Raw genomic sequence first — 25,682 nt, forward strand, 5'->3', positions numbered from 1 at the left:
ACTTGACCTAAAAATCATGCCTAAAATAGCCTTGACCTTTTTGCTAATTCTAGCCGCACTTTCAGCAAAGGGCCAAGAGCTCAATTCGCCACAACTATCACAATATTTGGCTGATAATCCTTTTGTACTCTCGCCAACTTACGCCGGTATTGGCGATCATGTGAAAATTAGGTTGAACGGCCTTGCACAATGGGTTGGAATAAAGGACGCTCCTAGAACCCAATCCTTGGCCGCGGATATGAGGTTAGGGGAGAAATCAGGGATAGGAGTCTTTCTATATAACGACTCCAACGGTTATACCAAACAACAGGGATCCCGGATTTCCTTCGCACACCATTTAACATTAGATCGTTATGAGGACGAGTTTTTGTCCTTTGGTATCTCTTATAATTTTAACCAATTTAGATTGGATGTAAGTGAATTTATTGACGCAGGGTTTGATCCGGGCGTTACCGATGACAGGTCCACATCCAACCACAATTTTGATGTAGGTCTTTTGTACAGAAAAAATGCCTTTTACTTCAGTGCAAATGCCTCCAACGTTATCAACAAGGATGTGTACATATTCGATCCCATCTATGAGCCCAGCAAACTTAGAAACTTCTATGTATATTCTGGATACAGATACAAAAAGTCCAGAAACAGTGATATGGAAATAGAACCCTCCATTTTATACAAAATATTTGAAAGTGATGGCAGATCGGAGGCCGATCTAAACCTGAAATTCAGGTGGTACGATTTTGAGGATTACTATTATGCAGGTATAACCTACCGTTTCTTAAATGACCAAATTGGAAGACCCTTATATATAGCTCCCTTGGCCGGACTTAAAAAAAGCAATTTCTATTTCGGATATTCCTATCAGATCATTCTGAACGAAATTTTGGGATATAGTACTGGTACCCACGTGGTGACTATCGGGGTAGACCTATTCCAAGGTATTAGTAATTGTAGATGTACTTATTAATTGAAATTAAACTGGTTTTCCCAAAATAGCGCAAGAAGTCTGTTGAACCTTTAAAAACCTTGACCAAATTCACAATGAAGATGTTCAACTCCTGCCATTGGATGTTGAAATGTCCGGAATGATGTTTTCTAATTTTTGAAAAAATTAGGACGGCAAATTCCGGTTATCATGAATTGCACAAAGACTTAGTTCGCGTTGAAGGCTTTCGAATAGCATTTGGATGGTTTTTTTATGAAATCATCTGCTAAAGTTGATTTCGAATAGTCCATTGCCAGGGGCACTTCCGTTTATACAACTTCAAATACTGCTACAACCCATTATCGTACAGTAAACCTGAGCCTATATGCCCCCAACTGCACAACATCGTTCCGGGCAGTTTCGTGGACGGTTCGGGAAAAAGGAAAGTGGCCAAGAACAAAGGTGGGTAACTGTTCAACGTAAAATCGATGGACAAGGTGTTCCAGGCCAAATAAGTTGACCTCCTACGCAAAAATAAAGCGACCGTACCGCAAGAAACCTGTGATAGGCTCTTTTCCAAAAATTGGGTGGTACATGTAGTACAGCAGTTTAGAAGACGGGAATATGTTTTTGAGTACCTAGGCCGGCAAGGTAGAGGTAAAGGAAATCAGTTGTGTAACAGTATTCCAACATTTAAAACTATAATTAAATCATACCTTATGATCACAATATTTTTTAAAGAGTGTTCTTAATTTGATAATCCTATGAAATTTCTATCCAATATTTTATGACCCTGTATTTTTAGATTAATACTATAAAAGTGTAGATACAATTAGCCAGTTTAAATTAATGGTCGCCACAGGTTTCGGGCTTTTCACAACAAAAACAGGCATATCTATTGAATTTCACCACTTGTATTAAACTTTTTTGCGTTTATATGACTACTTTAGTCTTTGTAGGAAAATACATCAATAAATAATATTCAAGTTGAAATAACAACTATTTGGACATTTACTAAAACTATAGGTCAAATGGTAAGATTTTTTTATTTTTTCATTCTGTTATTTGTGCTGCCATCAACCATTTTGGCGGAGGTTTCCCCAACAGAAAAAAAAGCACTCCTAGATTTTTACAATAGTACCAACGGCGGGGCGTGGACCATAACTTGGAATCTCTCCAGTCCTGTTTACTCCTGGTACGGGGTAGGTATAAAAGACAATAAAATTGTTTCCCTGGAATTATTCGACAATCATCTAACGGGAACCCTTCCCAGTTCGTTAGGTGATTTAAAACATCTAAAAAGTTTGAACCTAGCCTTTAATGAAATAAAGGGAGGTATTCCTGAAGGCATAGTTCTGTTAAGGCGATTGACCGTACTAAGATTGGGAAGAAATAAATTATCAGGAGAAATTCCTAAAAACATTGGGAATTTGGAGAATATTGAAATATTGGATTTTTTTGGCAATTCCCTTAGTGGGAATATTCCCCCTAGTATTGGAAATATGGGCCATATGAAAACCTTAATCCTTTCCCATAATAGTTTAACCGGAATTATTCCAGAGGAAATTGGGGATATGAATATATTGGTTCGCTTGGAAATGGGAGGAAATGAGCTGGAAGGTGAAATTCCAAAAAAGCTGGGAAAAATCTATACATTAAAGGCCTTGGACCTTTCAGGAAACAGCTTGACCGGTGAAGTTCCTTATAGAATAACAACACTTCCCAATCTGGATCTCTTACAAATTCAGGACAATAATTTGGATGAACTCCAAATTTTGGCACTTCGAAACAAAAATGTAAATATGGCCGTATTCGATTATGATGGTAAACCTGTTAAAACAATTCATACGGATATTAAAAGTTTTTTTATAAAAACTGATACAAGAATGGTGGGTACGGGATTTGAGGATGTAATTGATTAAAAACTAGGACCATGAAAATTCCGGTTCAGAATCATTTTAAATTTATTAAGGTTTTTTCCATAGTTTCTTTTTTAGGTCTTAACCTAAGCGCGCAAGAGAAAGTTTCCGAAGCTGAACGATGGATTCTTGTGGATTTATATGAAAAAACCAATGGTTCTGATTGGGTACATAAGTGGGACATGGAAATACCGGTCTCAGATTGGTATGGTATTAAAGTAGTCGAAAGTAATGTAGTTGAAATTAACTTGTTTAGAAATAATCTGGTTGGTCAGATTCCCGAAAGTCTAGGTCAACTAGAATACCTATCGGTGCTCAATCTAGCCTTTAATAAACTGAGTGGGCCAATACCACTTGGGATTACTAATTTGGCAAATTTGAAAACCTTAAAGATAGAAATGAATGGGCTCAGTGGTCGTATCCCACGACAAATTGGAAAAATAGAGAATCTAGTTGAATTTTCCGCATTTAATAACTTCCTTTCAGGAAGTATCCCAATTGGCTTTGGTCTCATTAAGAACCTTAAGATATTGAATTTGTCAAGTAATAAACTTTGGGAAGAAATACCGAATGAATTGGGCCAACTATCAAAATTGGAAGTCCTTGGACTGTTTGAGAATTCTTTGTTTGGATCGGTACCAAGGGAATTAGGTAATCTAAACTTATTAAAAGAACTTGTATTGTCCAATAACAACCTAAGTGGAGAAATCCCTGTTGAGTTTGGCCAACTAGCCAATCTTAAGGTTTTACAAATACAGAACAATAAGTTTGATTCATTCGAAGGTATCAATGCTATGGACAGGCAACAGTTTCTTGTGTTCGATTATGACCGTCCAGACCAAAAGTCCAAGGTGCCAAATGTTCATGAGGAAAAATCAAGACTGGCAGATACCAAATTTGAGGATATGGATGAAGAATAGCGTATGCATTCCAGGTTTTTTCTAATCCGATAAATTAAATTAGTTGAGATAAAGTATCATTATTGGAAATACAATTAAGGTCTTATAAGTGCTCAGTAAATGGGGATATTTAATTAATAAAAATCAGTCGAAATGAAATACGATAAATTAGCCTACGATACCGTTTACATAGTTGACGATAATAAAACTATTAATCTCTTGCATTTTCAAGTTATAAAAAATACAGGTATCGCGAGGGATATAAAAGTGTATAATAATCCTTTAGATGCACTTGATGATTTGAAAAAAGAAGTAATATCCACTAGTAACGCTATAATGGTATTATTGGATATTAACATGGAAGAAATAAATGGCTTTGATTTTTTGGATTCGCTTTTATCGGTGTGTTTCACGGGATTTTTGAACATTGTAATGGTAACATCCTCCAATGACCCCCAATTTCGTCAAAAAAGTTTGGAACATCCCTTGGTCAGTGGCTATATCAATAAGCCACTGACCAAGGAACAAATATTCGATATTGTGCAAATTGTTAAGTAAATTACTCAGGGAAAAGACCATGGAGCATTAATAAGAATCATGATGTAACATATTTGAAAAAACTTATTTATTAATTACCAATGGTATTTTAAATTTAGAGGAATCAGCGATAACTGAAATTATACAGATTAAATACAATTTATTGTTTAGTATCTGGCCTTGCCCTCAAGCTCGCACAGAATACGCAAGCAACTATTCCCCCGATTTACTTCTAAGCAGCGTGTAATACACCTTGTAATGCACTATGCAAACTCGCCTGAGCTGGGTGGAAACATTTCGTAGTTCTTCTCCACGAAACGGGAAAAAGGCAATCATGAGGTTTTAGATCACCCAAATGGACAAAATCCTTAATAGTAAATGGTTTAAAAAAAGCCTATATTGGTAACCACAGATTATAATTCAGGAATAGTTCGTAAAATTTTAGTAATGTAGATTTATTCCAACAATAGATTTTATAATTCAACTTTTGATTATATTATTCTAATAATTTATTAATTTTTATAAGGTGATGTTGGACATAATATACGGCTATCAAAACTACCTTGACAAAGTTAACTTCTATTTAAAGGCTTCTAAAAAGCCAAAATTATTTTAGCCGGGATGTTTCAATTTGATATATATAGCTTGGGATTTTTGCAAACACGGAAGTATTTTTCAAGAAACAAAAATTCTCACTTAATTTATGTAAAATCAATATTTTGTGTATTTGCATTATTTACAATAGGCACTACCAAAATTTCATCTCAAAATAATATCATAGAAAGCGATGTTTTCTTTAATGAATATAAAGCGATCAGTGATACCATGGCCATTTCGTTTCCTGAAAACGATATCCGTACTTTTAGACGTTCCTCCTTTAGTGGAACACAATTACAGAGATATTTATCCATGCATTTTAAGCGTATGGATCTATTGTCTAAAATCAAGGGCCACTACACCGTTATAATGGACAGTTACCTGCATTCAGGCAATTGGTTTATGCAAATAGGGTTTCCAAAAGAATCTATTAAGTCATATCTGGAATTCTTCGAATATTATAAACTGCATGAAAATGAATTATTAGCATCGGAGCGGGAAACTTATATAGAGATGAGAAACTATGCACATAGTATTCTTGCTGAAAATTATGCTCAACTTGGCCTTTTGGACAGTGCTGCCATACAGCATAAAATCAATATGAATTTTACAAAGGAACTTGGTTATATCTACCATCCTTCAGCAATCAATAACTATGGTTTATTGTTGTATTGGCATAAACGAGAATTGGATTCTGCCTTGTCCCAATTTAGGAGGGCCTATCAGATCATGGAGTACGAATTTCCGAACCATACCTTAATTGGAAGTATTCGTGATAATATGGCCGACATATACGTAGAACAAAATCATTACGAAAAGGCACAGCGGTTATATGCTTCCAATTTTGAGTTTTACAAGCATGCCATTAATGAAAAATCCCTAAGCAAAGATATTCCTAGATTAATAAGTAGTGGAGCACAATTGGTTGTTGCCAATATTCATTTGAATAAATTGGAAGAGGCACGAAAAGCTTTTGGTGGACTGGACAGCATTGTTGCTTCCTATCCTTCCAAAAACACTATAAACGCTGAATCGCGATTGGAATTTCTACAAGCCAAAGAGGCATTGCTACAAAAGGAAAATAATATTAATGCTGCTTATACCACTGCTAAATTCATTAAAAAGTACGCGGACAGTATTCAAAAAGTTACTTCCAATGCGGACAGAAAATGGCAAGAGGAACTCAATAATATCACGATTGACAGGATAGCTCTTAATTTCAAAATCGATCGATTACAAAAAGAAAACAAAATCAAAAACCAAAGGACGAAGTTATGGATTATAGGGCTTGTATCGTCTGTGTTTATTATCCTATTATTATTCTTTGTTTTTAGTCGGCGACAGCATCTAATCCATCTTAAGAACCAACAATTGTTGACAGAAAAGCAGCTTGAAAATTCAGCTTTAAAAGTGGTACAGCTTAATTTTGAAATAAAATCCAAGGAAAGGGACCTTACGGATTTCGCCATTAACCTAACCCAAAACCAAGAATGGGCGAAACATATTGCGAATCGCTTAAAGAAAATCAAATATGCAAATCCTAAAGATAGCAATGTACTGATTGAAGCTTTGGACCAAGATATTGCCAACAAAATCAGTTTTGACAGTAATACACAAGAATTCTTTGAACGTCTGGATAAGTTGAGTAATGCGTTTTATAGCAAACTCACCAATAGGTATCCTAATTTAAGCAAAAATGAAATCAGGTTATGCTCTTTAATTCGTTTAAAAATTAAAAGTCACAGTATTGCAACACTTCAAAATATAACTATAGCTTCCTTAAATACTAGTCGTTATCGCCTGAGAAAAAAACTCGACCTACCTGAAAATATCAATTTGGATTTTTTTATACAAAATTTGTAAGTGCCGAGATATTAGGCTTTTCCTAGCTTCACTTTTTCCCATTGTCTATTTATTGTCTATCAGCTGTTCATTAATTGTCTATGTCTATCTTAAGGTTTATAGCCCCATATTCTATACTTTAGTATGACCTCAATATCAGAACCTTGATTCAAATCTTTTACTGTATTAATGGTTTTAAATAATTAATTATAATTTTTAAATCCGTATCTAACATGAAAAAATATATTCTTGGTCTGTTCATTTTTGGTTTTACCAGTTTTATTTATTCCCAAAACACTTTGGAGTTAGCTGCCAACAATACCAGTACACTAACTTCTAAAAAAACTACAAGTTTAAACAGACAGTATTTAGAAAATATGGCAGTTAAATCTGTTGCAGCAAGCGTAACGAAATTACAGAAGTTGGCGGCAAAATATGACATCAAGGCCCAACCTATATACAGTAGTAATAAGTCCATTACCTATACCGTAGTTTTTCAAGACAATGAAAATGTTATTAAGGCAGTTTATAATTATAAGGGCACTATTATTCGGTGTGAAGAATTTTATACCGGTATAAAATTGCCTTATAGTATTAGTGGTAAACTGGCGAAGGATTATCCAGGGTGGGCCTTCAACAATATATCGTATTCCATTGAATACTCCCAAAACAAACCTAATATTTCAGTATACCAAGTGGAGTTGAAAAAGGATAAAAAAATTAAATCGGTTAGGATAGTACCAACTAAGGCATAGACGATAATTTGGTACTCGATGCCATTAATCAATGCTTAGATTTTATCATTGATGAGAATACCCTAACTAGGTTTATTGCCTTAAATATATTACTAAGCTAAAACTTTACTACAATTTACGTAGCTGAATGAAATCCAGGATGACTTACCAATCGAAAACATAACAGTTAAATCTAGGATTATTAAGTTTAACACATAAGTTGCATTAAGCTTATAAACTTACTTCCAGGGCTTCGAAAATTACATGCAGATCCAGCAGCTTAAAAATTAAAACCCTATTAAAAAATGGTTGACAAAACCATTGTTTTATAAATTTTAGGCTTGCGCAACAGTTACCAATGTTATTGTACACAGCATTTTAAGATTTTAGTTTTTATCTAAGACCAAACAAGAGATTAAATATTATTTGATGGACAATCCAAATGATTAACATTAATAGGTAGGGGCGAAAATCTTTGTGGTGTTTTTTGTCAAGCCCTATTAGCCCTAATAGTATCAGATATATTATGGTGTATTGAACGTTTTGGGTGACCCTTTCCGATAATCCCAGTAACAAGGCGCCGATCCGTCCGAATGTTGGCCCTAAAAAAACAATGGCGGTTCCGATCATATAGCGCATGTGATATGACATTTTTCTCCTGTGGTATATTGCCAACGAATACAGAAGGGTCAATATGATACAATCGCTTATAGGAACAAAAATATTAACTGCAGGGGCAGCGGATGTTTTTATTGCTATCATTGGAAGAAAGGAAAGTATAAGCAACGGAAAAACAACATAGGACAACCTTCCAACCATTTTATGAATAGTAAACTTTCTATTACTAATCAATAAGGGTTGAAGTATAAGCATCATTATCCAGACCGAAGCTATTGCCGCATGTAAATGGTGAGCCCAAGTGATCTTCGAGTTAAAGTCGGGTAATTGGCTGAAATACGTTTTGTAAAACCCTAAAAGCACCATCGGGACTAATAGAAGCATAAAATAGCCAGTATGCCTATAAGCTCTTTCCATAGTGTGTTATTTATTTTTAAAATCGGCTAGTTTGCTTTCAACTTTTATTATTAGCACTTTTCTCAATCTTTTTGTGAACAACGGTCGGATCGTATGAGTAGTTAGGTGGTTTAGCACTTAACTTTGCAATTATACATCAATCTGAAAATCCGTCCTGCCACGCTTTTGGGCGTGGCAGGATTTTCAGAAGTAGTAGGGAACGGGCAACCCGCCAGGACAATGTTGTCGGGCTGGTTAATTTTATGGTTTAGCTGCTGGCTTTTAATTTTTAATTATGATGATTCTCTTTATGTTGTCTCAATAAATCCTTACCGTAATCATTACCGTTTGGTGTCCTAACAACTGTATGAATATGATTTTTTGATGGTTTTCCGTCGTCTGCCCTTGGAACTCCAACTACTCTCTGATGGTCAAATTCAATTAGTACAACCGGACTGTGAATTCGATAATAAAAAACAGCATCTTCAGAAGTGCCTCCAACCCAAGAAAACCAAGTGTTATCTATATGGGCCATTATTTCCTCCATTTTAATTTTATCGTGTCCCTCTCGAATATTGCTTATGTACAAATAAATCAAGTCCAATAGTTTTTGCCTTTGTTCGTTAGAAAATTTCGAGATCCGAATCCCTTCATAATTGAGAGTTAAATTATCCTTATTGGCCTCGGCCACATTGTTATTAACGGTTTTTACGTTCGTAACTGTAGCTTCTTTTTGTTGTTCTTGATTTAGGGACTGCATTAAGGCTAAACCAAAATTCTGTTCATCTTGAAAAAGGGTATTGCCTTTATATTTTCCTGAAGTTGTAATTATTGGTTCTCCTCCCATAAATACAGGCGACATTACAATTTGGTCGCCTAAAATAAAGTAGTTTATTACCAAGTGATGCCCATCCAATTGCCAACCCCAAGGTTCAATGATTGAAGGAGTGCCCATTACAGTAAAAAAATACAATTCTTCATCATAATCCAATGAACCATTATTTAGCTCTTTTAGTGTTTGATCAGTCTTCATTATGTCCTTACTGAGTTCAAGTCCTTTCACACTTAGTGACTCCTGAATTAGCCTAAAAGCATCTTTCTTTTGAATTCGGGTCAATTCTTTTATGCTAACACCTTGTCTGTCATATATTCCATTGTCTACGTTACACCATTTCCTCCATTCCTCATTACCTATGTCAAATGTAGTTCGTTGTAATTGTGAAGATGACAAGCTTTTTAAAAATCTTTCAGCAGCTTTTAGAATCGGTAGAGTTGAGACTCCAGTAGAACGAACTTGAAATAAATCAGTCGAATCGCTATCTTTTGAAAAAATTCCAACATAAGGCTCTTTCAGGGCATCTGCCTCCATTTTAGCAAAACGTTCTTTTACGGGATTAATTTTCTCAACATTTTCCGAAGTATTGTTATTTTCCTTTTGAGCTGATTGCTGTTTGCAACTAAAAGCAATGAATAGTATAAATATTATGAGTATATATTGAATCATTAATGGTGTTTTAAGCTGCAGCTAGGGTAAAGGTATGAATCTGTTGTATGAATCTGTAGCTTTGGTTTGCATATTTGCCTTGTAAGGCTATGATTTCATACATAATGTTATCAGCCTTTTTGTAATTTCATACTAAAGGTTTTTTAAAGCACTTTGATATTTGGGGTGCTGTAACATTGGATTCTTAGGACTAAATTCTGGCTTTCATTGAGTTTTCATAGGTGTTTTCAATGCCATAAGTTTACTTTTATCGTAAATATTATCTCCTTTCAAGACCAAATCTATACTTCCGATATTTTCAATATTCTCAAGAGGATTCTCGGTGAGCATAATTATATGAGCCACCTTCCCCTCTTCAATAGCACCATAATATTCGTCAAGCCCAAAGAACTTTGGACCGCTTATGACTGACGTTGATAAAGCCTCCTGAGGAGTGAGTCCCGTCTCAACGAGTAATGCCAATTCGCTATGTAAAGAGGCCCCTGGATAAACATACGAATTGGATGGACCACAATCTGATCCGGCCAGAATAGTTATCCCAGCTTGAAACATCGGTAGCACCAAGCTCCGTTCCCGAATGTCCATATCAAGCATCAATTGCTTTCCTTCATAATCCCGGTTTTGCGATTGCTTTAACCTTCTTTCATAAGTTTTTTGAATGCCAGGTCCTATCAGGGGCAAAAGGGTATCCACAGCGAGATCAAGATCATCCAATTGCATTATCACCTGTGATACATATAAAGTCGGGGTGACGTAGAAATCCTCTGATGCCAATTTGGCAATAGATTCTCTTGCGTGATCTTCATCATAGGTTTCAAGAATTTGTGGAAACATGCCAAAACCTAGGTTTAGTTGCCTTAAGCTATCCCCGATTGGAGAAGCCAGGCTTAGAAATGAAAAAAGATGCTCAACACCATCAAGGCCGAATTCAACAGCGGCAAAATGATCAGCGGACAATGGTATATGTCCCGTTACTTTAAGTCCACGCTTTTCGCACTCTTTTATAATACGGTAATACAGTTCCGGAGATAGTGAGCTAGCATAGATTTTGACAAAGTCGACTTTCAGATCTTCCAGCGAATCCAAGGCAGGTGGTATATCTTCTAACTTGTCAATCGGAATTGACCCAGGCCAAAATGCTCCTGTACCATCTAACTTTGGCCCTGAGGTGAAAATATTGGGTCCCTCAAGTTTTCCAACTCTTATTGCATTTCTCCATTCAAGTACGCTCTGTGCAATATCACCACCGGCATCCCTGACGGTAGTTACACCATGGGCAATAAATAGAGGCAACAAGTCTTTATTTTCGTTGATCAGGGAATCACCTCCCCTAAAATGGACATGATTGTCCCACAAGCCCGGCATGACAAACTTTTCTTTGGCATCGATAATTTGGTCAGACTCATACCTATCTGCAGATGCCATATTGGCTAACTCTTGAATAGTGTCTTTGTTGATACCTATCAACTTCCCAGGTGAAACCTTGCCACTAGCTATATCAATAACCGAAGCGTTGATAATTAGTAAATCAAATTTTTCTTTGGTTTTAGGTTGACAGGCAACCATAAGAATCAAAGTAAAGCAATAGACAGGTAGTTTATGCATCAATGTTCATAATTAGTTTTTTTATTGCTGATAACGGTCTTTTATATGATAAGTAGCGGATTTTACGCCTAACTTTTCTGGTTATAATGACCTATTTGTTATTATTTGTTCTTTCGCTTAAGCACTTAAACCGCTATTTTTTTTATACGTTGTGCCTGTTGCACAAGTTAGCAAAAAAGTTGGTCATGATTATTGTGGAGTGGCGGATCGATCGTAACTTTAGTTATGCAAGGAAAAAAAGTATTATCAGTAAAACTCTTCAGCTGTTTCCAGCTCAGTGAACGGGTTGCGGAGATCAATTTTTACAGACGGCTGAAGGAAATCCTCGATCTGGATTTCCTCTATCCCATGACCAGATCTTATTAAGGATCGAGCGGCCAGAAGAGCATCGACCCCGTAGTCTTTTTTAAGCTTTGCCTGGTCGGCTATCTGGAGAACGTGACCAGCGACCGAAAGTTGGTGGATCATTGTAGTTTACGCTTGGACATCCTTTTTTTTCTGGACTATGACATAGACGAGGAACTGCCCTGGCACAGTACGATCAGCCGAACGCGCCAGTTGTTCCCGGAAGACGTGTTCGAATCGGTATTCGTCAAAGTTTTCGGCATGTGCGTCGAAAAGGGGATGGTCAGCGGACATACCCAGGGGATCGACAGTGCCCCGGTAAAGGCCAATGCCAGTATGGACAGTCTGGAACTAAAGGTCCCGGAAGCGGAACTGGGGGAGCACCTGAAAAGAATACGGCATATAAGTTCGATGGACAAGAAAGTCCCTTTTAGGAAATCCAAGGGAAGCAGGGCGGACAAGGAACAACAAAGCATTACCGTCTCCAAAAAGGAGCTGGACTCGATTGCCTCCCGCAACAGGAAATGGGCCATGGACCAGGACCAGCGTCCGGGGGCGGGGAACAAGGGGAGCAAATACACCTCGAACAAGACGCACTATAGCCCAACAGATCCCGATGTGCGTATCAGCGTAAAACCGAGCAAGGCCAGGAAGCTCAATTATTTATCCCAGCTTGCGGTGGATACGGCAAGCCATGTGATCACCGATATCAAGGCGTACCACGCCGATGGGAAGGACAACCAACAGCTGCCCGATATCGTGAAAAGGGTACAAAGACGTTTATGGAAAGAGGGCCTTTTATGGGAAAATTGTGTGGCGGATACGGGCTATAGCAGTGGGGAGAACTATGCATTATTGGAACAGAAGGGACTTAAAAGTTTTATTCCTCCGAACGGCACGTATAGGGGAGGTCCGGAGAACTTCGTTTACGACCAAAATGAGGACCATTATGTTTGCCCACAGGGCAAGGTCATTCCGTTTACCAAGGAATTTTTGGACGGCCGTACCCAGACCAGGAAGAAGGAATATAGGGCAAGGAAGCACATATGTACGGGCTGTCCGATCAGGGAGCAATGCCTGGGCAGGTCGGCACAGGAAAAGAAGTTCAGCGTCACCTATTACCGGGAGGAATACCAAAGGAACATTGAAAGGGTGAACGGTCCGCAGGGAAGGTATATGAAGGGCAAACGCCAGAGTACGGTGGAGCCCGTCTTCGGGACCCTTACCCAATTTATGGAGCTAAGGAAGATCAACACATTGGGATTGGCACAGGCCAACAAGGCAATACAGCAATCGGCCATTGCCTACAACATCAAAAAATACCTGAAATTCTCAGGAAAACGCACAAAAAGTGGGGCAGGGATGCTTGCTTTGTCGATTTTTATAAAAAAAGGGGCATTTAAGCTTAAAAGCTTGCTTCTAGGGCTTCCAAAATTACATGCAAATCCAGTAACTTAAAAAACAAAACCCAATTAAAAAGCGGTTACCAAAGCAATTGTTTTATAAATTATGGGCTTGTGCAACGGTTACTTTTGTTGTGGGCTAGCTTTCATCATAATTTCTTTTTTTTGTTCAGTCGCATCTGTGTCAGTCTTTTGGCCTATGATGTTATTTTTTCTGATCGGTATTCTGAGTAACTGGTACTGGCAGGTCAGAGCTAAATATGTCATGAGTCAACAACCATTTGTCATCAGGGAACTTTTTCCAGACACTAATAAATTTTCCTTTGTCTAAAAGTGTGTCCGCTGGATTGGTAACGGTAAAGGCGCCTCGAACATAAGCATAGTCAGCGGAACCCATAATTTCTATAACATTATAGCGAAGCTTGATTTCGGGAAATGAATTAGCAAAAGTCCGAATGGCTTCTTTACCAACAACTGTTTCCATATTAGGTGGCATGAAAACAGCGTCCGTGGAGAATCGGTTAACATAAGGTTCCCTGTCTCCTCGATTCCACCCGTCTTGAGCAGCTGTAGTTAAATCTTTGATGTATTGCTTGTCCGAATCGTTTAGAACCGCAGGAGAGGGTGGTTTACAAGAAGTAAAAAAAAACATACTCATCAACAAGAAATTGACTCGCGTGTTAATTCTATTCTGCTTCATAATTAAAGGATTTTATGGTTTTTTGAAAATTTAAGTCTTTATAACATTCAACTGTCGAGAAGGCTTGCCCACAACGGTTAGGCTAAAATGCGTTTTAATGCATTTTAGGTAATGTGTGTGCCCAGCATGAGCATCCTTACCATATCTAAGATATGGTATTAATCTATAGGGTGCAAGTCCCTTATAATCAGGGGCAACCCTTCGACTTCGCTCAGGACAGGCTCTTTGAACCATTAGTAAGCCGCAAGGTTGCTGGCTGCGAAGCTAGGACTGAAGGAAACGGGACTACAAAATCCGGTACGGACGAACAGGAACCGGATACGAGGCATGTATGCACGGGTAAGCAAGCACATCATTGTAACGCCCAAAAGAATACCAAAAGTGCATTTATGTAGATACGACAGGGACCGGGGAAACCTGCCCGTCAGGTACAGGCGGGGAAGATGCCATTACCTAGGGAGGTCTCCGTAATTACGTGTTGATATAAAGGAGAAGTCAGCACCTGCCCGAATGCATCGTTCAGGCGGGGAGGTCATAGTACCTACGGGAAACGAGTTGCATACAACTGCACAGATCTCACAAGTGGAGAAGGACCGAACGCAATCCTTCTGGAAATTATAAAGGGAGCATTGGTTTTCGCTAATTGGGTGACCGATTCCCAAGAAAACCTGTAGCCTTTTGAAAAAGTACAGAATAGTTTCGATTGGTGTAAAGAGCGAATGAAAAGATGGATTGCGAACCTCCCTACATTTCTCCTGTCGTTATTTTGGTAATACAGGAACCAAACCATGTGTGGTCATAACCCTTTTTAGTTTTTCAATATCCGGAGGTCCGCCTGCGTTTACAATTTCAGCGCACTCTTTAAAGAAGTTTGGACCAAGAAGTGCCGGAGTAATTATGGCCAAAGCCCTGGAATTATCTTGTGTTAGATTATTAAATCCGTGTACAGTACTGCGAGGAATAAAGCAAGATTCACCACGGGCAATGTCGATAGGTTTGCCCTCAACAGTAAAAGTGATAATCCCTTCCAATCCGTAAATAGTTTCATCATAATGTTCATGATAATGAGGAAGGGGAACTTTGGCTCCTGCCGGAACGCCAAATTCAAACATGGATACGGAACCGTTTGTATCTGAGGCTTCCAGCAAAAAGTCAATGGTTACTTGTCCTACTGTGATTGTGTCATTTTTCATGATATTTTTCCTTAGTTGTTTAGAGTGAAAGATACCGGCACTAAGCATTTAACGGTAAAAGTGATGACGCCTTCTAATGCGCAAATAGTTTCTTTATAGTATTTACGATAATGAGTAAGATGTAAATGAATTTCGGGATCACTGGCACCAAACCATACCGGGTCATTACCATTTTGAGCTGTTTGATATCCGGAGGTCCGCCAGCGTTTACGATTTTTGCACACTCTTTGAAGAAATTGGGTCCTATAAGAGCGGGTGAAATTACGGCCAAAGCCTTAGCATTTTCTTGAGTACGATTTTTAAACCCATGCACTGCACCCCGAGGAATAAAGCAAGATTCTCCTGGGGCGATGTCGATGGGTTTGCCCTCAACAGTAAATGTGATTACTCCTTCTAACCCGTAAATCGTTTCATCATAGTGTTCATGATAATGAGGAGGAGGCACTCTGGCTCCAGTAGGTACGCCAAATTCAAACATGGCTACTGATCCATTTGTGTCAGATGCTTCCAACAAGAAATCAATTGTGGTTTGTCCAATTCTAATTGTATTGTTTTTCATGATTGCTGGTTTCTTTAGTTGTTTAGGTTGCAAGATACCGGCAAGAAATGGTTAGACCCTTGATTTGAATCAAGAAATTACTTTGAACCTATTTTTTTTCGAATGCGGCTCAATGTTTCTGGTGTCATCCCGAGGTATGCTGCAATTTGAAACAAAGGTAAACGCTGGAGTAGGTGTGATTCTTCGTTAAGAAAGCGCGTATATTTTTCTTCAGGAGTTTCAACTGTAGCTTCTCCTAATCGCTTTTTTAGCATGTAATTCGTTTGCTGTTGTGCCTTTATAAAATACATGGCAAAAGGGGGAATATGAGTCACCGCATATATCCAGTTCTTTTGATTTATTGCTAACAGTTGACAGTCCTCAAGGGCTTGGATGTTTAACTCTGTTGGCGAATTATTTAAAAAGCTGACCAACTCACTACACCAGCCACATTCTACTTTGAAATAGATATTCCTCTCTTCGCCATTACTGTTAATAAGGTATTGTCTCAAACATCCTTCCTCTATGAAATATACTTTCCTCGAGATGTCTCCTGCTTTTAACAGGTGTTCTCCCTTCTTTACTTGAATCCTCTCAAGCAAAGGAGTTGCCTTCAAAAAATCTTTGTCAGGGAATATAACTATGCGTCTTAATTCGTTTAAGAGTAAATAGTAGGTCATGTTTTAAATTAGCTATTGATTACAACGGTTACCATTGTTACCTGCTAGCTTTCGTTGTTTTATTTTTTGATATCATTCTTTTATTTTTCAAGATAAATATTAAACCTAAAATTCCTGCTATAACTAAACCATAATCTTCAATCATTCCTAAATTAAATGCAGCAGAAAAACCTATTATCGACCATAAAAAGGGTATAATTAATAGATAGATTGATTTTTTTTGGTAACATAATAATAAAACAGCGAAAGTAAATATAACAGTAGGACAAGGTGCTAATCCAAAAATCGGGGAATATGGATATGAATGTCCAAATAGTTGATTTAATATTGGATAGCCAATCATTGCGTAAATAATAAAGACAATAGCAATTATTTGACTTACACCAATCTTTGATAATTCCAATTCATACTTTAGTTTGTCAGCTATAACTCCAACTATTAAAAATAAGATTCCCTGAATAATAAATGCGATTCCAAAAACAATTGCAACTTTATTTATTGTTGAAAAATAGATAATATGGTAAACAATACCCATCCAAAGCCAAAACAAGCTTAAAATACCACTAATTATTTTTCCAGAATTCCTTGATGGCCTAAAAAGATTTACAACTACAATAACACCTAATAAGTAGGTGAAATATTGAGCTGGAAAAACGCTTTCATTGTAGTTTTTAAAGGTGTTTAAGAATTCCTCTATCGTGAATGGTATCTCCATAGTAATCCTTTTTTATTTGACTTTAACTAAAGTACAAACTATAGATGATTTACTTTTTTTACTTATTAGGACAATTCATTACTCCAGCGTTAACGGTTCTGCAATAGCAAATAGGGCGGGTAGGGAAACTTTTAGTTTCCGGCCGCTCACGTAGCCAGAGCTTTTGCATTTTGTTCTTAATTTTTTATTACAAGAGCCAAATCAAAAGATTTGGCGGACTTTCCAAACACGCCCAAGCCTTTAAATACAGCACTTAACGCCCTATTTGTTATAGCAATTGTTACCTACAGTTCTATTTTTCAGGTAAACATTTAATATTATTTATTTTTATAATAGTGTCAATCGGGAGGTATCCTGTATGTTTAAGAATCTTATACTTTTTGTCCGTACAGAATAAAATAATCCACTCGTCTGAATTTATCTCGGTGTAATTTCGGTCATCTTCAACCGTCCATCCAGCAAACCTATAGACATCCATCCCATTGTACCTTTCCCAATCTCGGTGCATTATAAGGTCGGATCCGTATTCTTTTTCATAATCTCTTTCAACTTTTCTAATAATTTCGTCAGGAGAATCATTTTCACAGGAAATCAATCCGCTTAAGAGAAGAAATTAATAGAATATGTTGAATCTCCTTTTTTTCAATTCTGACTATTGGTTAAATTTAATTTAATTTTCCTACATAAATTTAACTCGTAAGTTCAAAAAATTAATAGAGTTTCTTTATGTGCGAATTGTAGGTAACGGTCCAGGCTATGATTTCGGCTTGGCAAATCCGTCAGGATTTTTCAAGTTCGGAATCCAGCCGTTTTTTAAAGATATGGTTTTTGATTTGTCCAACGGAAAGCTGAATTATAGCCAATGTTGGCATTCCGTTTTATTCTTCAATATATATTTTTAATCCGTTGATAGCGGATTGATTTATAGCAAGTCGTTGATTTTGAGTTGAAAGAATATTTTTTTGGGATAAGAATTCTTTTGCCTTGTCCAAATTTTGAACCACCAATGTTATCCAATCTACGCCGATATTTTCATCTGAAAGAGTATATGAAATTATTGGTCCGTTCTCAAGAACCCACTTGTTGGCAGCATCATCTCCAAATAATTTCCGCCAATCGTTTATTGCCGATTGATTAATTAATAAATGAACTTCTTTAAGTCCGACAATTCCTAGTGGGTTGGATTTCATTGCGGCTTTGAGTTTTGCATCAAGTTTTTGCTTTGTTTGTCCTTTAATGGTCCTATGAGCAAAATTGTAACCAGGATCTAGGTATTGCCAAAAAGCAATGTTGACATTGGACCGTTTGCTCATTGAATCAAGATTGATTTGTTTTCCTATTGTAACTTGTGAGTCTTTAGAAATAATCTTAAAATCGAAAGGAGATCCATGATTTATGCCCGCATTGGAAATGGCAATGGAAGTTGAATCTATATTTTCTGAATGAAACAATATTCTGTTGTATTTGGCCTCTTTATTAATGCCAACCATAGGGGGGCTAACTGATAAAAGTTCCAAAGTTGTATTTCCTAAATGAAAGGCAGCATCATATACCACATCGTTACCGAATATGTCAAAGGGCTCCCATTCAACAGGCAGTTTCAGAGTGTCACGTAGAAAACTACTAAAGTGGTTTACTTTAACTGAATCTTCAAGATATATTTCGAAGATAGAGATGCTATTTGTTATTGGTTTTGCAGGACTTTTATTAAGAGCCTGATTACATGAAAAAAAAAGCACAATAATTACTAAAGAAATAAAGGTCCGAGTCATGGTTCTTTTTTATAATGAATGCCAACAATTGGATAGCATCATTGATTAAATCCCACTTATAGAACTAAGATAATAAATCTTTACTAGGGTCGCCCCCTTGAAGGTTAGCGATGATTGGAAATCCTATAATTAACCTATCAAATACTCCTGCTAAGTCTTAGTACCATAAAACAGCCTTTTTTTAAAACTGATTTGCAGAATCAGAAGGCTAATATTTAGAGTGTCCCAAACGCGGTCTCTTTTAATAGTTTCGTTAATTGACCTTTTATGGAACTACATTCGTACATTTAAACGACCGTTTTATTAAACTTTATAGGCTTACAATATTTATTGATTTTAAATAGTTTAAAGTAGCGTACTAAATAATTAGTTTGTATTTTGAGGTTTATTTAAACTTTTAGCTATGATTTTTGGTTATGCCAGGGTAAGTACCAATGAACAGAATCTGGATCTGCAATTGGACGCCTTCTTAAAAGAAGGTCTTGATAAAAAGAACATTTATACGGATAAGGTTTCCAGTTCTCAAGAAGAACGTAAAAGCTTAAGCAAACTTCTGGATTATGCCCGTGAAGGGGACACGATTGTTGTTTGGAAATTGGACCGCCTGGCCAGAAGCTTGATTCATTTTACAAACTTCATCAACCAACTCAATGAAAAAGGGGTCAAGTTCCGGAGCATTACCGAACCTTTTTTGGATACCACGGACAAGTCTTCGCATTCCCAGTTCATTGTAAACATGTTCGCTGCCCTAGCACAGTTAGAACGGGATATTATCATTGAGCGAACCAAGGCCGGTTTGGCCTCTGCGAGAGCTAGGGGTAAAATATTAGGTGCACCTACGGGAATCAGCAATAAAAATCAACAAAAAGCCATAATTTGCGAACAGTACTTTAAAGAGGGTAAATTAACCGTTTCTGAAATTTGCGAGAGAGTGAATATTTCTAGGGCAACGTATTACAAGTATTTAAGGCATAGAGGGCTTACAGGAAAGTTAAGGCCATATAAAATCTTGTAGTTAAAAATTCAATTGAAATTGGAACTAAACAATATATTTAATAGGAGGTTACATTTGGGAGCTTGGTTGCTTACCTTCAGTTTTTTGTTATTTCTAAATTGCAAAGAACCACCCAAGAATGGTGCCTTTATTTTGAAAGGAACTGTAACGGATTCTGTTAAACTGTTAACTCTATTTTATAAAGATCAAGAAGTTGCAATCCCAATAGAAAATGGCCATTTTTTCTTCAAGGATACTATAAATGGCGCTATTATAGTTTCACTATATTCTGACTCCTCATTAACCAGTGACCCCAATTATGTCAGCTTTTTTTTAGAACCTGGTGAAATAAAAATCGACCTTATAATGGGTAAGTTTAAAGAGGCGAAAATTACCGGCTCCAACGCCCAGAGGGAAAAGGAAAAAATGGATAAATTGCTAAAACCGCTAACAAGTCGTTTTGACTCCTATATGATTAGACGTGAAATTATATTAAAGGAGTTGGACAAGGGATCTCCCGAGGCTACTGGGAAGTGGAAAATACTGGAGGAAGAATGGGAGGATACACAAAGTGAAATCCGTAAAGAGAATCTCGTGTATGCCAGTGAAAACCGTTCATCGCATTTAAGCTCTTTGTATTTGTTTAGTTACATAAAATTTATTCCCAAAGATTCTGCTCAGACAATATATGAAAATTTTGATTCCGAAATCAAGAATGGGCATTATGGTCAAGAGGTAATAAAAAATTTAGTTACAAGGGAGCCTTCAATGGTTGGTGATGTTGCCCCTGCATTCAGCACAAAGGATGTCCATGGAAACTCAATAGCTCTTCAAGACTATGAAGGCAAATTCTTGTTATTGCAATTTTGGGCATCTTGGTGTGAACCTTGTAGAAAGTCCAATCCGTTCTTGGTAGAATTATACCAACAGCTCCGCACAAAAGATTTTGAAATTATTGGATTGTCAGTAGATAGAGACAAGGATAAATGGCAACAGGCCATTAAAAAAGATGAAATAGACTTGTGGCCACATGTTGACGCAATTCAGACAGCGATTGATGTAAAATACAATGTCTTAAGCATTCCTGTTTATATATTAATAGACCCAAAGGGAAAAATTATATATAGAGGGGGAATTGAGGGAGTTAAAGAAAAATTAGATCTTTCAGTATTTTGAATAAACCAAAACAATTGCTGAACAAAGTTCAAAAAGACGATATAAAAATTGAAGAAGTTATTCTTAGATGATGTAAGAACCATTGAAATGGTATATGATAAAACAATGGAATCTGAGTTCGATATTGTTCGCACTTATGATGAATTTGTTGGATACATAGAAAAAAATGGACTTCCAAATTATATAAGTTTCGACAATGATCTTGGTCTGGGAGAAGATGGCAAAGTTGCCCCAGATGGATTAGCCGCGGCGAAATGGCTTGTCTATAAATCTGGACTAGACTTAAGAAATCTAGATTTTATGGTTCATTCTGCAAATCCGGTTGCCGCTGAACAAATAAAGGGGCTTTTGAATAACTATATAAAACATTTAAGGACCGAGGATTAATACCAAAGTTAAATAAAGGTAATTTTTAAATTTTGGTGATTTCGTTCAGAATTAGTAAATTTACGTATATAATAATGTAAAATTACCACAATGGTCCTTGCTGAAAAAAATATATTTAAAAGTATTCCTATAGAACTTGATCCTTCTTGGGTCGTGAATTATTTGGAAAAGAACAAGTTTAATTCAGGCCACGTCAGAGTTTTAAGGGCTAAGGCCAATACGAGTGATAAGATTCTTTCATCCTTGTTGAACCTAGCTCCAAAAACATTCGTCAGCTATACAAAGGATATTTCCAAAACCAAAGTAGACACCAAAGAACATATTCTTATGCTTATTTCACTTCTCAGGCATGGTTCCGAAGTATTCGGTTCGGAAGAGGGGTTCAGTCATTGGCTAGATAGCAAAAATGTATTCCTGGACAATAGGAAACCTATTGAATTCTTGAATACCATTAGTGGAATAAGGATGATAGACGACCGCCTTGTTGCCATTGAATACGGAGATAACATATAAATGAAGTTATTTAGGATAACAAGGGAGAAATACGCCGAAAAACTTGAGGCCTCAGGTAGGACCAATCGGTGGAATATGGAAAAGCAATATGTTATCTATGCTTCATCAAGTCGGTCATTGGCCACACTTGAACTAGTCGCACATAGAAATGCGATTATGGAGGGAATTAAATACAAAATGGTAATTATAAACATCCCTGACAAAAACAACTTTATACATACTGTGGATACAAAGAAGCTAGCGATTGACTGGCATTTGTTAGAGAATAGATATGCCACACAAAAATATGGGAGTGATTGGTATTCGAAAAGGAGCAGTACAGTGTTAAAAGTACCTTCCGCAATCATTAAACAGGAATTTAATTTTGTCATTAATACACAACACCCTGATTTTTCAGAAATAACCATAGAAGGTATAGAGGATTTCAACTGGGACAAAAGATTACTTTGAAGATTGGTCCATAATGAGGAGACAGTCCATATCGGCAAAAAAGTACAAAGTGAAAATTCAAGTAAATATGGAAAGTAGATATCATAAATGGTAAGAATTAACAAATAAAGGCAAAGACGAGTTCGGAGACAAAATTTGTTATTGAGGACATACCGACACTTGCTCTTGTGCAAATCCTACATTCACAATATTTAATGAAGCATTAAGTAGGGGTGTGCTTGACGATAGAGATGATAAAAACGGTTGGGAAGATCTTAAAATTTAATAAATATGGCACTCAGTAATTTTTTCAAAATCAATTTGCCTTACGGCATTAAAAGAAACGATAAAGGTCATTGGACAGCTTTTAACAGGGAATATAAGCCTTTAGGAGAAAATGATTTGTTCAAGCATATTCCTGAAGAAGATTTTATTTATACTAATTATGGTACGCTTTCGGATAAATTATTAATGGAACTAGCAGATGGACCTACCTCTGTTCATATGGATGATAATAATGTAATAACAAAGGTATTTTTCTATGACGATGCCACGAATCCATCAAATCATTTAGAATATGAAGCTACACTTTGGGATAAATATTTTGAAAAGCTTAGAATTTTGTCAAATCAAAAGTCTAAATAGGAATGAGTAAGGACACATTGTCGGCGAACATATAGAAAATCGAAAGTTCAAATAAAGGATTTATAAATCCGCAAATTAGAAGTATTCACAAAACAGAAATATAGTAACTTGTTACTATATCTGTATATTGCCAGCAAACTTGGAACTGAACTATGAAAAAAACAATTTCGCGAATGTTATTGGGGTTAGCATCTATATTTGTAATTATATTCTTAGTACTTACACTTTTTCAATTTGATCTTATAGGAATATATGAGCCCCAAAATTTAAGGTGGATTCCGATATTAATAACCATTATTGCCTTTTACGTTGCTGGTACAATTTGTAGAAAAGTTAACTTAAAATACATCTCTATTTTATTTATTGGACTTTTTTTTATTTATGTCCCTTTCGATAGTTTTTATTTTCCTTTTGCTATTTATTTATTTCTGTTTTCAAGTGCCGCGTTAGCTATTGCTCATAAAGAAATTTCTAGAAAAATTAGAATTATTTTAGCCAGTGTAATGTCAATGGTTTTTGTTTTTTTTCTTTTAAATCAACCACTAATCATTAAACAAAATGGTTTTGGTCTCTCAACCGATGGAAGGACATTATTTAATGCAAAAGTACTTTGGAATTTTAACGCTTTTGAACAAAAAAAACTGCCTAGTGAAACCTTTTTGACAATAGAAAATGAAATATTTGATTTAAAGACATTAGAAGGAAAGACAATATATCTTTCATTTTGGGCAACTTGGTGTGGTCCTTGTTTAGCTCAAAAACCTGAGTTGGATAGGCTCAAAGAAGAATTCAAAGATAACTCTAAAGTAGTTTTTATTGATATTTCTTTAGACAACGACTCCGAAAAGTGGAAGGAATATCTTAAAATAAAAATGCCAAAAGGAATACAGCTAATCTCTAAAAACGAAGTTATAACACGTAAAAATTACCAAATAACCGGAATTCCTAGACATATAATTATAAATAAATTGGGAAATTATGGAAACTTGGATTATTTACCAATTGTAAAAGAATATTTAACTAATGAAAAGAAATTGACTGAATTTGTAAATGCAGAATTGAAAGTTTATGAAAAAAGATAATATAAACTTGATAAAAGTCAGCTGGCTATAAAGAACTTAGTTAACTAAAAGTTCAAATAAAAGATATAAAATATGTCAGATAAAATAGCATTGCTTAGGGGTATACTTAAAAATACTGAGGACGGTAAAACTAAATTACAGTTAGTACAGTTGCAAGGTGTTTTCAAAGCACTTCTAGTTGAAAAAAATTTCAACAATGGCAGTGTGGATAAAATAAAGGTCAAATGTTTAATAAATGATAACCCCAATTATGAAGAAAATCAATTATTGACTGTTAACTTGAATGATGGAGGATTAATAGAAATTCAAATTCTAGATTAAGGAAAACCGTTTAAAAACTAAAGTTCAATTAAAGGATAATACAGATATGAAGGATTGGGTTGAGATCTTAATGGCCTACCGCGAAGGTAAATTTGCGAGATATTTTCATGGACTAACTCCAAGACTTTTAATTGGAGCCAGTCAGATTCCGCTAGGAGAAGTATTCGAAAATGAAAAAATAGCATACAATATTACAAGGCAGATATTTGAAGAAATGAAGAATTATAATGAGAATGGTTTGGTTGTTACCTCAAATCACTGTGATATAAATCATGGCCCAGTAATGCAATTTACAGAATCGGAATGGAGCGAAGATTCAATCGGAACGAGTTTTGAAATTATATGGAAAAGCTATGGACATGAAATTGTTTTGGGTGACTTTGGAATAAGTCCATATGATAGGGATGTTTTAAACACATTAGTTGATTAATCAACCTTAAAAAGGGCAACACAGAACCTAATTAATTAAAGTTCAAATAAACATGAGACTTTGAAATAAAAAAATTAAAATGAGATTGGAAGACCTATATAGAGATCTGCGTGACCTTGATAATAATTTTAATAAAAATCAAGATTGGCATTATGCAAGAAAAGTGTACGAAGTTATTTCAAATTTTGAAGATGAATACAAACAGAATCATTATGAATATGCAGGTTATTCAGAAAATCTTATTCGGATTAGAGGAAGCATTTTAATGGTTGACAGAGCGAAAGGAACTTCTCAATATAAACATGGCATCTCTTCAATTATGGATATAATCGAGAGAGAACTTAAAGATGTTAAATCGAAAGGTTAATAACTCATCACTTTACAATGGTGGTTTAATCCCGGAACCTAAAGTTCAAAAAAAGATGACATACTCCCAAGAAAAATTAATGTTAGCCCTTTACGAATGTTTTGCTATTGGTGAGGGTGATGCTCGTGATAGACTTTCAAAAGCTTTCCAGTATTTTTTATTCAACCTGAGGGAAGAGCATTTCAGTATTGAGCATTGGAGTAGATTTAATAAAGTAAAAGGCAGACTAACAAAGAATGGACCGTTAACTGCGATTAATGGCGAAGTTATAGTCGGGTCTTTTGAGAATGGTAAAAATGGAATGAAGAATAAAACAGCTAGCAAATTAATTATGGAGTTAGTAATGATATATAGGGAACTGAACGCTTAAAAGTTCAAATTAAGGATCAATGAAAAACACCTTTCTCATACTATTT

General features: G+C 36.1%; 28 protein-coding genes and 1 pseudogene. 19 read left to right on the forward strand and 10 right to left on the reverse strand.

The window, feature by feature from the left end; all coding sequences use genetic code 11:
* Positions 1-16 precede the first annotated feature (16 nt).
* The 6 genes from CWD91_RS18305 to CWD91_RS18330 all read left to right on the forward strand — a co-directional run bounded on the left by CWD91_RS18305 (position 17) and on the right by CWD91_RS18330 (position 7,474).
* A complete protein-coding gene (locus CWD91_RS18305) occupies positions 17-967 on the forward strand; it encodes a PorP/SprF family type IX secretion system membrane protein (protein ID WP_103442430.1) in 951 nt (316 codons plus the stop codon).
* A 989-nt stretch (positions 968-1,956) separates the two neighbouring features.
* Entirely contained in the window at positions 1,957-2,847 is an 891-nt protein-coding gene (locus tag CWD91_RS18310; protein WP_103442431.1) for a leucine-rich repeat domain-containing protein, read from the forward strand.
* Positions 2,848-2,858: 11 nt separating this feature from the next.
* A complete protein-coding gene (locus CWD91_RS18315) occupies positions 2,859-3,764 on the forward strand; it encodes a leucine-rich repeat domain-containing protein (protein ID WP_103442432.1) in 906 nt (301 codons plus the stop codon).
* A gap of 132 nt (positions 3,765-3,896) precedes the next feature.
* Positions 3,897-4,301, forward strand: coding sequence for a response regulator (locus CWD91_RS18320; protein WP_103442433.1), 405 nt, complete (start codon positions 3,897-3,899; stop codon positions 4,299-4,301).
* An 804-nt stretch (positions 4,302-5,105) separates the two neighbouring features.
* Positions 5,106-6,740 (forward strand): tetratricopeptide repeat protein, encoded by a 1,635-nt coding sequence (locus CWD91_RS18325; RefSeq protein ID WP_157943834.1) that lies wholly within the window; start codon positions 5,106-5,108, stop codon positions 6,738-6,740.
* Between the two features lie 212 nt (positions 6,741-6,952).
* Positions 6,953-7,474 carry a hypothetical protein gene (locus tag CWD91_RS18330; RefSeq protein WP_103442435.1) on the forward strand — a complete coding sequence of 174 codons (522 nt, stop codon included), beginning with the start codon at positions 6,953-6,955 and terminating at the stop codon, positions 7,472-7,474.
* Between the two features lie 372 nt (positions 7,475-7,846).
* Here the strand turns inward: CWD91_RS18330 and CWD91_RS22835 are convergent, their stop codons facing one another.
* The 3 genes from CWD91_RS22835 to CWD91_RS18345 form a co-directional block, all read right to left on the reverse strand.
* Positions 7,847-8,488 (reverse strand): hypothetical protein, encoded by a 642-nt coding sequence (locus CWD91_RS22835; RefSeq protein ID WP_103442436.1) that lies wholly within the window; start codon positions 8,486-8,488, stop codon positions 7,847-7,849.
* 268 nt (positions 8,489-8,756) lie between these two features.
* Entirely contained in the window at positions 8,757-9,971 is a 1,215-nt protein-coding gene (locus tag CWD91_RS18340) for a DUF3500 domain-containing protein (RefSeq protein WP_103442437.1), read from the reverse strand.
* A 204-nt stretch (positions 9,972-10,175) separates the two neighbouring features.
* Entirely contained in the window at positions 10,176-11,576 is a 1,401-nt protein-coding gene (locus tag CWD91_RS18345) for an amidohydrolase family protein (protein ID WP_103442438.1), read from the reverse strand.
* A gap of 225 nt (positions 11,577-11,801) precedes the next feature.
* Between CWD91_RS18345 and CWD91_RS18350 the strand changes: the two are divergent.
* A pseudogene (locus CWD91_RS18350) lies at positions 11,802-13,379 on the forward strand (IS1182 family transposase).
* A gap of 150 nt (positions 13,380-13,529) precedes the next feature.
* Here CWD91_RS18350 and CWD91_RS18355 read toward each other — a convergent pair.
* Entirely contained in the window at positions 13,530-14,024 is a 495-nt protein-coding gene (locus CWD91_RS18355) for a YybH family protein (protein ID WP_103442439.1), read from the reverse strand.
* Positions 14,025-14,176: 152 nt separating this feature from the next.
* Here CWD91_RS18355 and CWD91_RS18360 point away from each other — a divergent pair, with 152 nt between their 5' ends.
* Positions 14,177-14,419, forward strand: a complete 243-nt coding sequence (locus tag CWD91_RS18360) for a hypothetical protein (protein WP_103442440.1) — start codon at positions 14,177-14,179, stop codon at positions 14,417-14,419.
* Positions 14,420-14,785: 366 nt separating this feature from the next.
* Here CWD91_RS18360 and CWD91_RS18365 read toward each other — a convergent pair whose 3' ends face one another.
* The 6 genes from CWD91_RS18365 to CWD91_RS18390 all read right to left on the reverse strand — a co-directional run bounded on the left by CWD91_RS18365 (position 14,786) and on the right by CWD91_RS18390 (position 18,889).
* Positions 14,786-15,217 (reverse strand): cupin domain-containing protein, encoded by a 432-nt coding sequence (locus tag CWD91_RS18365; protein WP_103442534.1) that lies wholly within the window; start codon positions 15,215-15,217, stop codon positions 14,786-14,788.
* 73 nt (positions 15,218-15,290) lie between these two features.
* Positions 15,291-15,776 (reverse strand): cupin domain-containing protein, encoded by a 486-nt coding sequence (locus CWD91_RS18370; protein WP_103442535.1) that lies wholly within the window; start codon positions 15,774-15,776, stop codon positions 15,291-15,293.
* 77 nt (positions 15,777-15,853) lie between these two features.
* The gene (locus tag CWD91_RS18375) at positions 15,854-16,435 is read right to left on the reverse strand and encodes a Crp/Fnr family transcriptional regulator (protein ID WP_103442441.1); all 582 of its coding nucleotides are present in this window, start codon (positions 16,433-16,435) and stop codon (positions 15,854-15,856) included.
* A 37-nt stretch (positions 16,436-16,472) separates the two neighbouring features.
* Positions 16,473-17,150, reverse strand: a complete 678-nt coding sequence (locus CWD91_RS18380; RefSeq protein WP_192877696.1) for a DUF6064 family protein — start codon at positions 17,148-17,150, stop codon at positions 16,473-16,475.
* A gap of 292 nt (positions 17,151-17,442) precedes the next feature.
* Positions 17,443-17,745, reverse strand: a complete 303-nt coding sequence (locus CWD91_RS18385; RefSeq protein WP_103442442.1) for a hypothetical protein — start codon at positions 17,743-17,745, stop codon at positions 17,443-17,445.
* Positions 17,746-18,028: 283 nt separating this feature from the next.
* Positions 18,029-18,889, reverse strand: coding sequence for a hypothetical protein (locus CWD91_RS18390; protein WP_157943835.1), 861 nt, complete (start codon positions 18,887-18,889; stop codon positions 18,029-18,031).
* A 436-nt stretch (positions 18,890-19,325) separates the two neighbouring features.
* On the opposite strand from CWD91_RS18390, the gene CWD91_RS18395 reads away from it, so the two are divergent.
* The 11 genes from CWD91_RS18395 (at position 19,326) to CWD91_RS18445 (ending at position 25,636) form a co-directional block, all read left to right on the forward strand.
* On the forward strand, positions 19,326-19,937 hold the full coding sequence (locus tag CWD91_RS18395; protein ID WP_103442444.1) for a recombinase family protein: 612 nt from the start codon (positions 19,326-19,328) through the stop codon (positions 19,935-19,937).
* 18 nt (positions 19,938-19,955) lie between these two features.
* Complete coding sequence (locus CWD91_RS18400) at positions 19,956-21,092, forward strand: TlpA disulfide reductase family protein (protein ID WP_192877697.1); 1,137 nt, start codon at positions 19,956-19,958, stop codon at positions 21,090-21,092.
* 48 nt (positions 21,093-21,140) lie between these two features.
* Positions 21,141-21,479, forward strand: coding sequence for a cyclic-phosphate processing receiver domain-containing protein (locus tag CWD91_RS18405; RefSeq protein ID WP_103442446.1), 339 nt, complete (start codon positions 21,141-21,143; stop codon positions 21,477-21,479).
* Positions 21,480-21,569: 90 nt separating this feature from the next.
* Complete coding sequence (locus tag CWD91_RS18410; protein ID WP_103442447.1) at positions 21,570-21,992, forward strand: antitoxin Xre/MbcA/ParS toxin-binding domain-containing protein; 423 nt, start codon at positions 21,570-21,572, stop codon at positions 21,990-21,992.
* A complete protein-coding gene (locus tag CWD91_RS18415) occupies positions 21,993-22,442 on the forward strand; it encodes an RES family NAD+ phosphorylase (RefSeq protein ID WP_103442448.1) in 450 nt (149 codons plus the stop codon). It begins immediately after the preceding gene.
* 270 nt (positions 22,443-22,712) lie between these two features.
* Positions 22,713-23,066, forward strand: a complete 354-nt coding sequence (locus CWD91_RS18420) for a hypothetical protein (RefSeq protein ID WP_103442449.1) — start codon at positions 22,713-22,715, stop codon at positions 23,064-23,066.
* Positions 23,067-23,218: 152 nt separating this feature from the next.
* A complete protein-coding gene (locus CWD91_RS18425) occupies positions 23,219-24,148 on the forward strand; it encodes a TlpA family protein disulfide reductase (protein WP_103442450.1) in 930 nt (309 codons plus the stop codon).
* A 72-nt stretch (positions 24,149-24,220) separates the two neighbouring features.
* Positions 24,221-24,469 carry a hypothetical protein gene (locus CWD91_RS18430; RefSeq protein WP_103442451.1) on the forward strand — a complete coding sequence of 83 codons (249 nt, stop codon included), beginning with the start codon at positions 24,221-24,223 and terminating at the stop codon, positions 24,467-24,469.
* 46 nt (positions 24,470-24,515) lie between these two features.
* Positions 24,516-24,899 (forward strand): hypothetical protein, encoded by a 384-nt coding sequence (locus CWD91_RS18435; RefSeq protein ID WP_103442452.1) that lies wholly within the window; start codon positions 24,516-24,518, stop codon positions 24,897-24,899.
* Positions 24,900-24,978: 79 nt separating this feature from the next.
* The gene (locus CWD91_RS18440; RefSeq protein WP_103442453.1) at positions 24,979-25,266 is read left to right on the forward strand and encodes a hypothetical protein; all 288 of its coding nucleotides are present in this window, start codon (positions 24,979-24,981) and stop codon (positions 25,264-25,266) included.
* Positions 25,247-25,636 carry a hypothetical protein gene (locus CWD91_RS18445; protein ID WP_103442454.1) on the forward strand — a complete coding sequence of 130 codons (390 nt, stop codon included), beginning with the start codon at positions 25,247-25,249 and terminating at the stop codon, positions 25,634-25,636. The genes CWD91_RS18440 and CWD91_RS18445 overlap by 20 nt, the downstream gene beginning before the upstream one ends.
* The last annotated feature ends 46 nt before the right edge of the window (positions 25,637-25,682 follow it).

The organism is Arenibacter hampyeongensis, assembly GCF_002909255.1.
Lineage (GTDB): Bacteria > Bacteroidota > Bacteroidia > Flavobacteriales > Flavobacteriaceae > Arenibacter > Arenibacter hampyeongensis.

What these genes read in the sequence shown, in the direction of transcription:
- CWD91_RS18305 (WP_103442430.1), top strand. Translation starts at nt 17, where the DNA reads ATGCCTAAAATAGCCTTGACCTTTTTGCTAATTCTAGCCGCACTTTCA.
- CWD91_RS18310 (WP_103442431.1), top strand. Translation starts at nt 1,957, where the DNA reads ATGGTAAGATTTTTTTATTTTTTCATTCTGTTATTTGTGCTGCCATCA.
- CWD91_RS18315 (WP_103442432.1), top strand. Translation starts at nt 2,859, where the DNA reads ATGAAAATTCCGGTTCAGAATCATTTTAAATTTATTAAGGTTTTTTCC.
- CWD91_RS18320 (WP_103442433.1), top strand. Translation starts at nt 3,897, where the DNA reads ATGAAATACGATAAATTAGCCTACGATACCGTTTACATAGTTGACGAT.
- CWD91_RS18325 (WP_157943834.1), top strand. Translation starts at nt 5,106, where the DNA reads ATGGCCATTTCGTTTCCTGAAAACGATATCCGTACTTTTAGACGTTCC.
- CWD91_RS18330 (WP_103442435.1), top strand. Translation starts at nt 6,953, where the DNA reads ATGAAAAAATATATTCTTGGTCTGTTCATTTTTGGTTTTACCAGTTTT.
- CWD91_RS22835 (WP_103442436.1), bottom strand. Translation starts at nt 8,488, where the DNA reads ATGGAAAGAGCTTATAGGCATACTGGCTATTTTATGCTTCTATTAGTC.
- CWD91_RS18340 (WP_103442437.1), bottom strand. Translation starts at nt 9,971, where the DNA reads ATGATTCAATATATACTCATAATATTTATACTATTCATTGCTTTTAGT.
- CWD91_RS18345 (WP_103442438.1), bottom strand. Translation starts at nt 11,576, where the DNA reads ATGCATAAACTACCTGTCTATTGCTTTACTTTGATTCTTATGGTTGCC.
- CWD91_RS18355 (WP_103442439.1), bottom strand. Translation starts at nt 14,024, where the DNA reads ATGAAGCAGAATAGAATTAACACGCGAGTCAATTTCTTGTTGATGAGT.
- CWD91_RS18360 (WP_103442440.1), top strand. Translation starts at nt 14,177, where the DNA reads ATGGTATTAATCTATAGGGTGCAAGTCCCTTATAATCAGGGGCAACCC.
- CWD91_RS18365 (WP_103442534.1), bottom strand. Translation starts at nt 15,217, where the DNA reads ATGAAAAATGACACAATCACAGTAGGACAAGTAACCATTGACTTTTTG.
- CWD91_RS18370 (WP_103442535.1), bottom strand. Translation starts at nt 15,776, where the DNA reads ATGAAAAACAATACAATTAGAATTGGACAAACCACAATTGATTTCTTG.
- CWD91_RS18375 (WP_103442441.1), bottom strand. Translation starts at nt 16,435, where the DNA reads ATGACCTACTATTTACTCTTAAACGAATTAAGACGCATAGTTATATTC.
- CWD91_RS18380 (WP_192877696.1), bottom strand. Translation starts at nt 17,150, where the DNA reads ATGGAGATACCATTCACGATAGAGGAATTCTTAAACACCTTTAAAAAC.
- CWD91_RS18395 (WP_103442444.1), top strand. Translation starts at nt 19,326, where the DNA reads ATGATTTTTGGTTATGCCAGGGTAAGTACCAATGAACAGAATCTGGAT.
- CWD91_RS18410 (WP_103442447.1), top strand. Translation starts at nt 21,570, where the DNA reads ATGGTCCTTGCTGAAAAAAATATATTTAAAAGTATTCCTATAGAACTT.
- CWD91_RS18415 (WP_103442448.1), top strand. Translation starts at nt 21,993, where the DNA reads ATGAAGTTATTTAGGATAACAAGGGAGAAATACGCCGAAAAACTTGAG.
- CWD91_RS18420 (WP_103442449.1), top strand. Translation starts at nt 22,713, where the DNA reads ATGGCACTCAGTAATTTTTTCAAAATCAATTTGCCTTACGGCATTAAA.
- CWD91_RS18425 (WP_103442450.1), top strand. Translation starts at nt 23,219, where the DNA reads ATGAAAAAAACAATTTCGCGAATGTTATTGGGGTTAGCATCTATATTT.
- CWD91_RS18430 (WP_103442451.1), top strand. Translation starts at nt 24,221, where the DNA reads ATGTCAGATAAAATAGCATTGCTTAGGGGTATACTTAAAAATACTGAG.
- CWD91_RS18435 (WP_103442452.1), top strand. Translation starts at nt 24,516, where the DNA reads ATGAAGGATTGGGTTGAGATCTTAATGGCCTACCGCGAAGGTAAATTT.
- CWD91_RS18440 (WP_103442453.1), top strand. Translation starts at nt 24,979, where the DNA reads ATGAGATTGGAAGACCTATATAGAGATCTGCGTGACCTTGATAATAAT.
- CWD91_RS18445 (WP_103442454.1), top strand. Translation starts at nt 25,247, where the DNA reads ATGTTAAATCGAAAGGTTAATAACTCATCACTTTACAATGGTGGTTTA.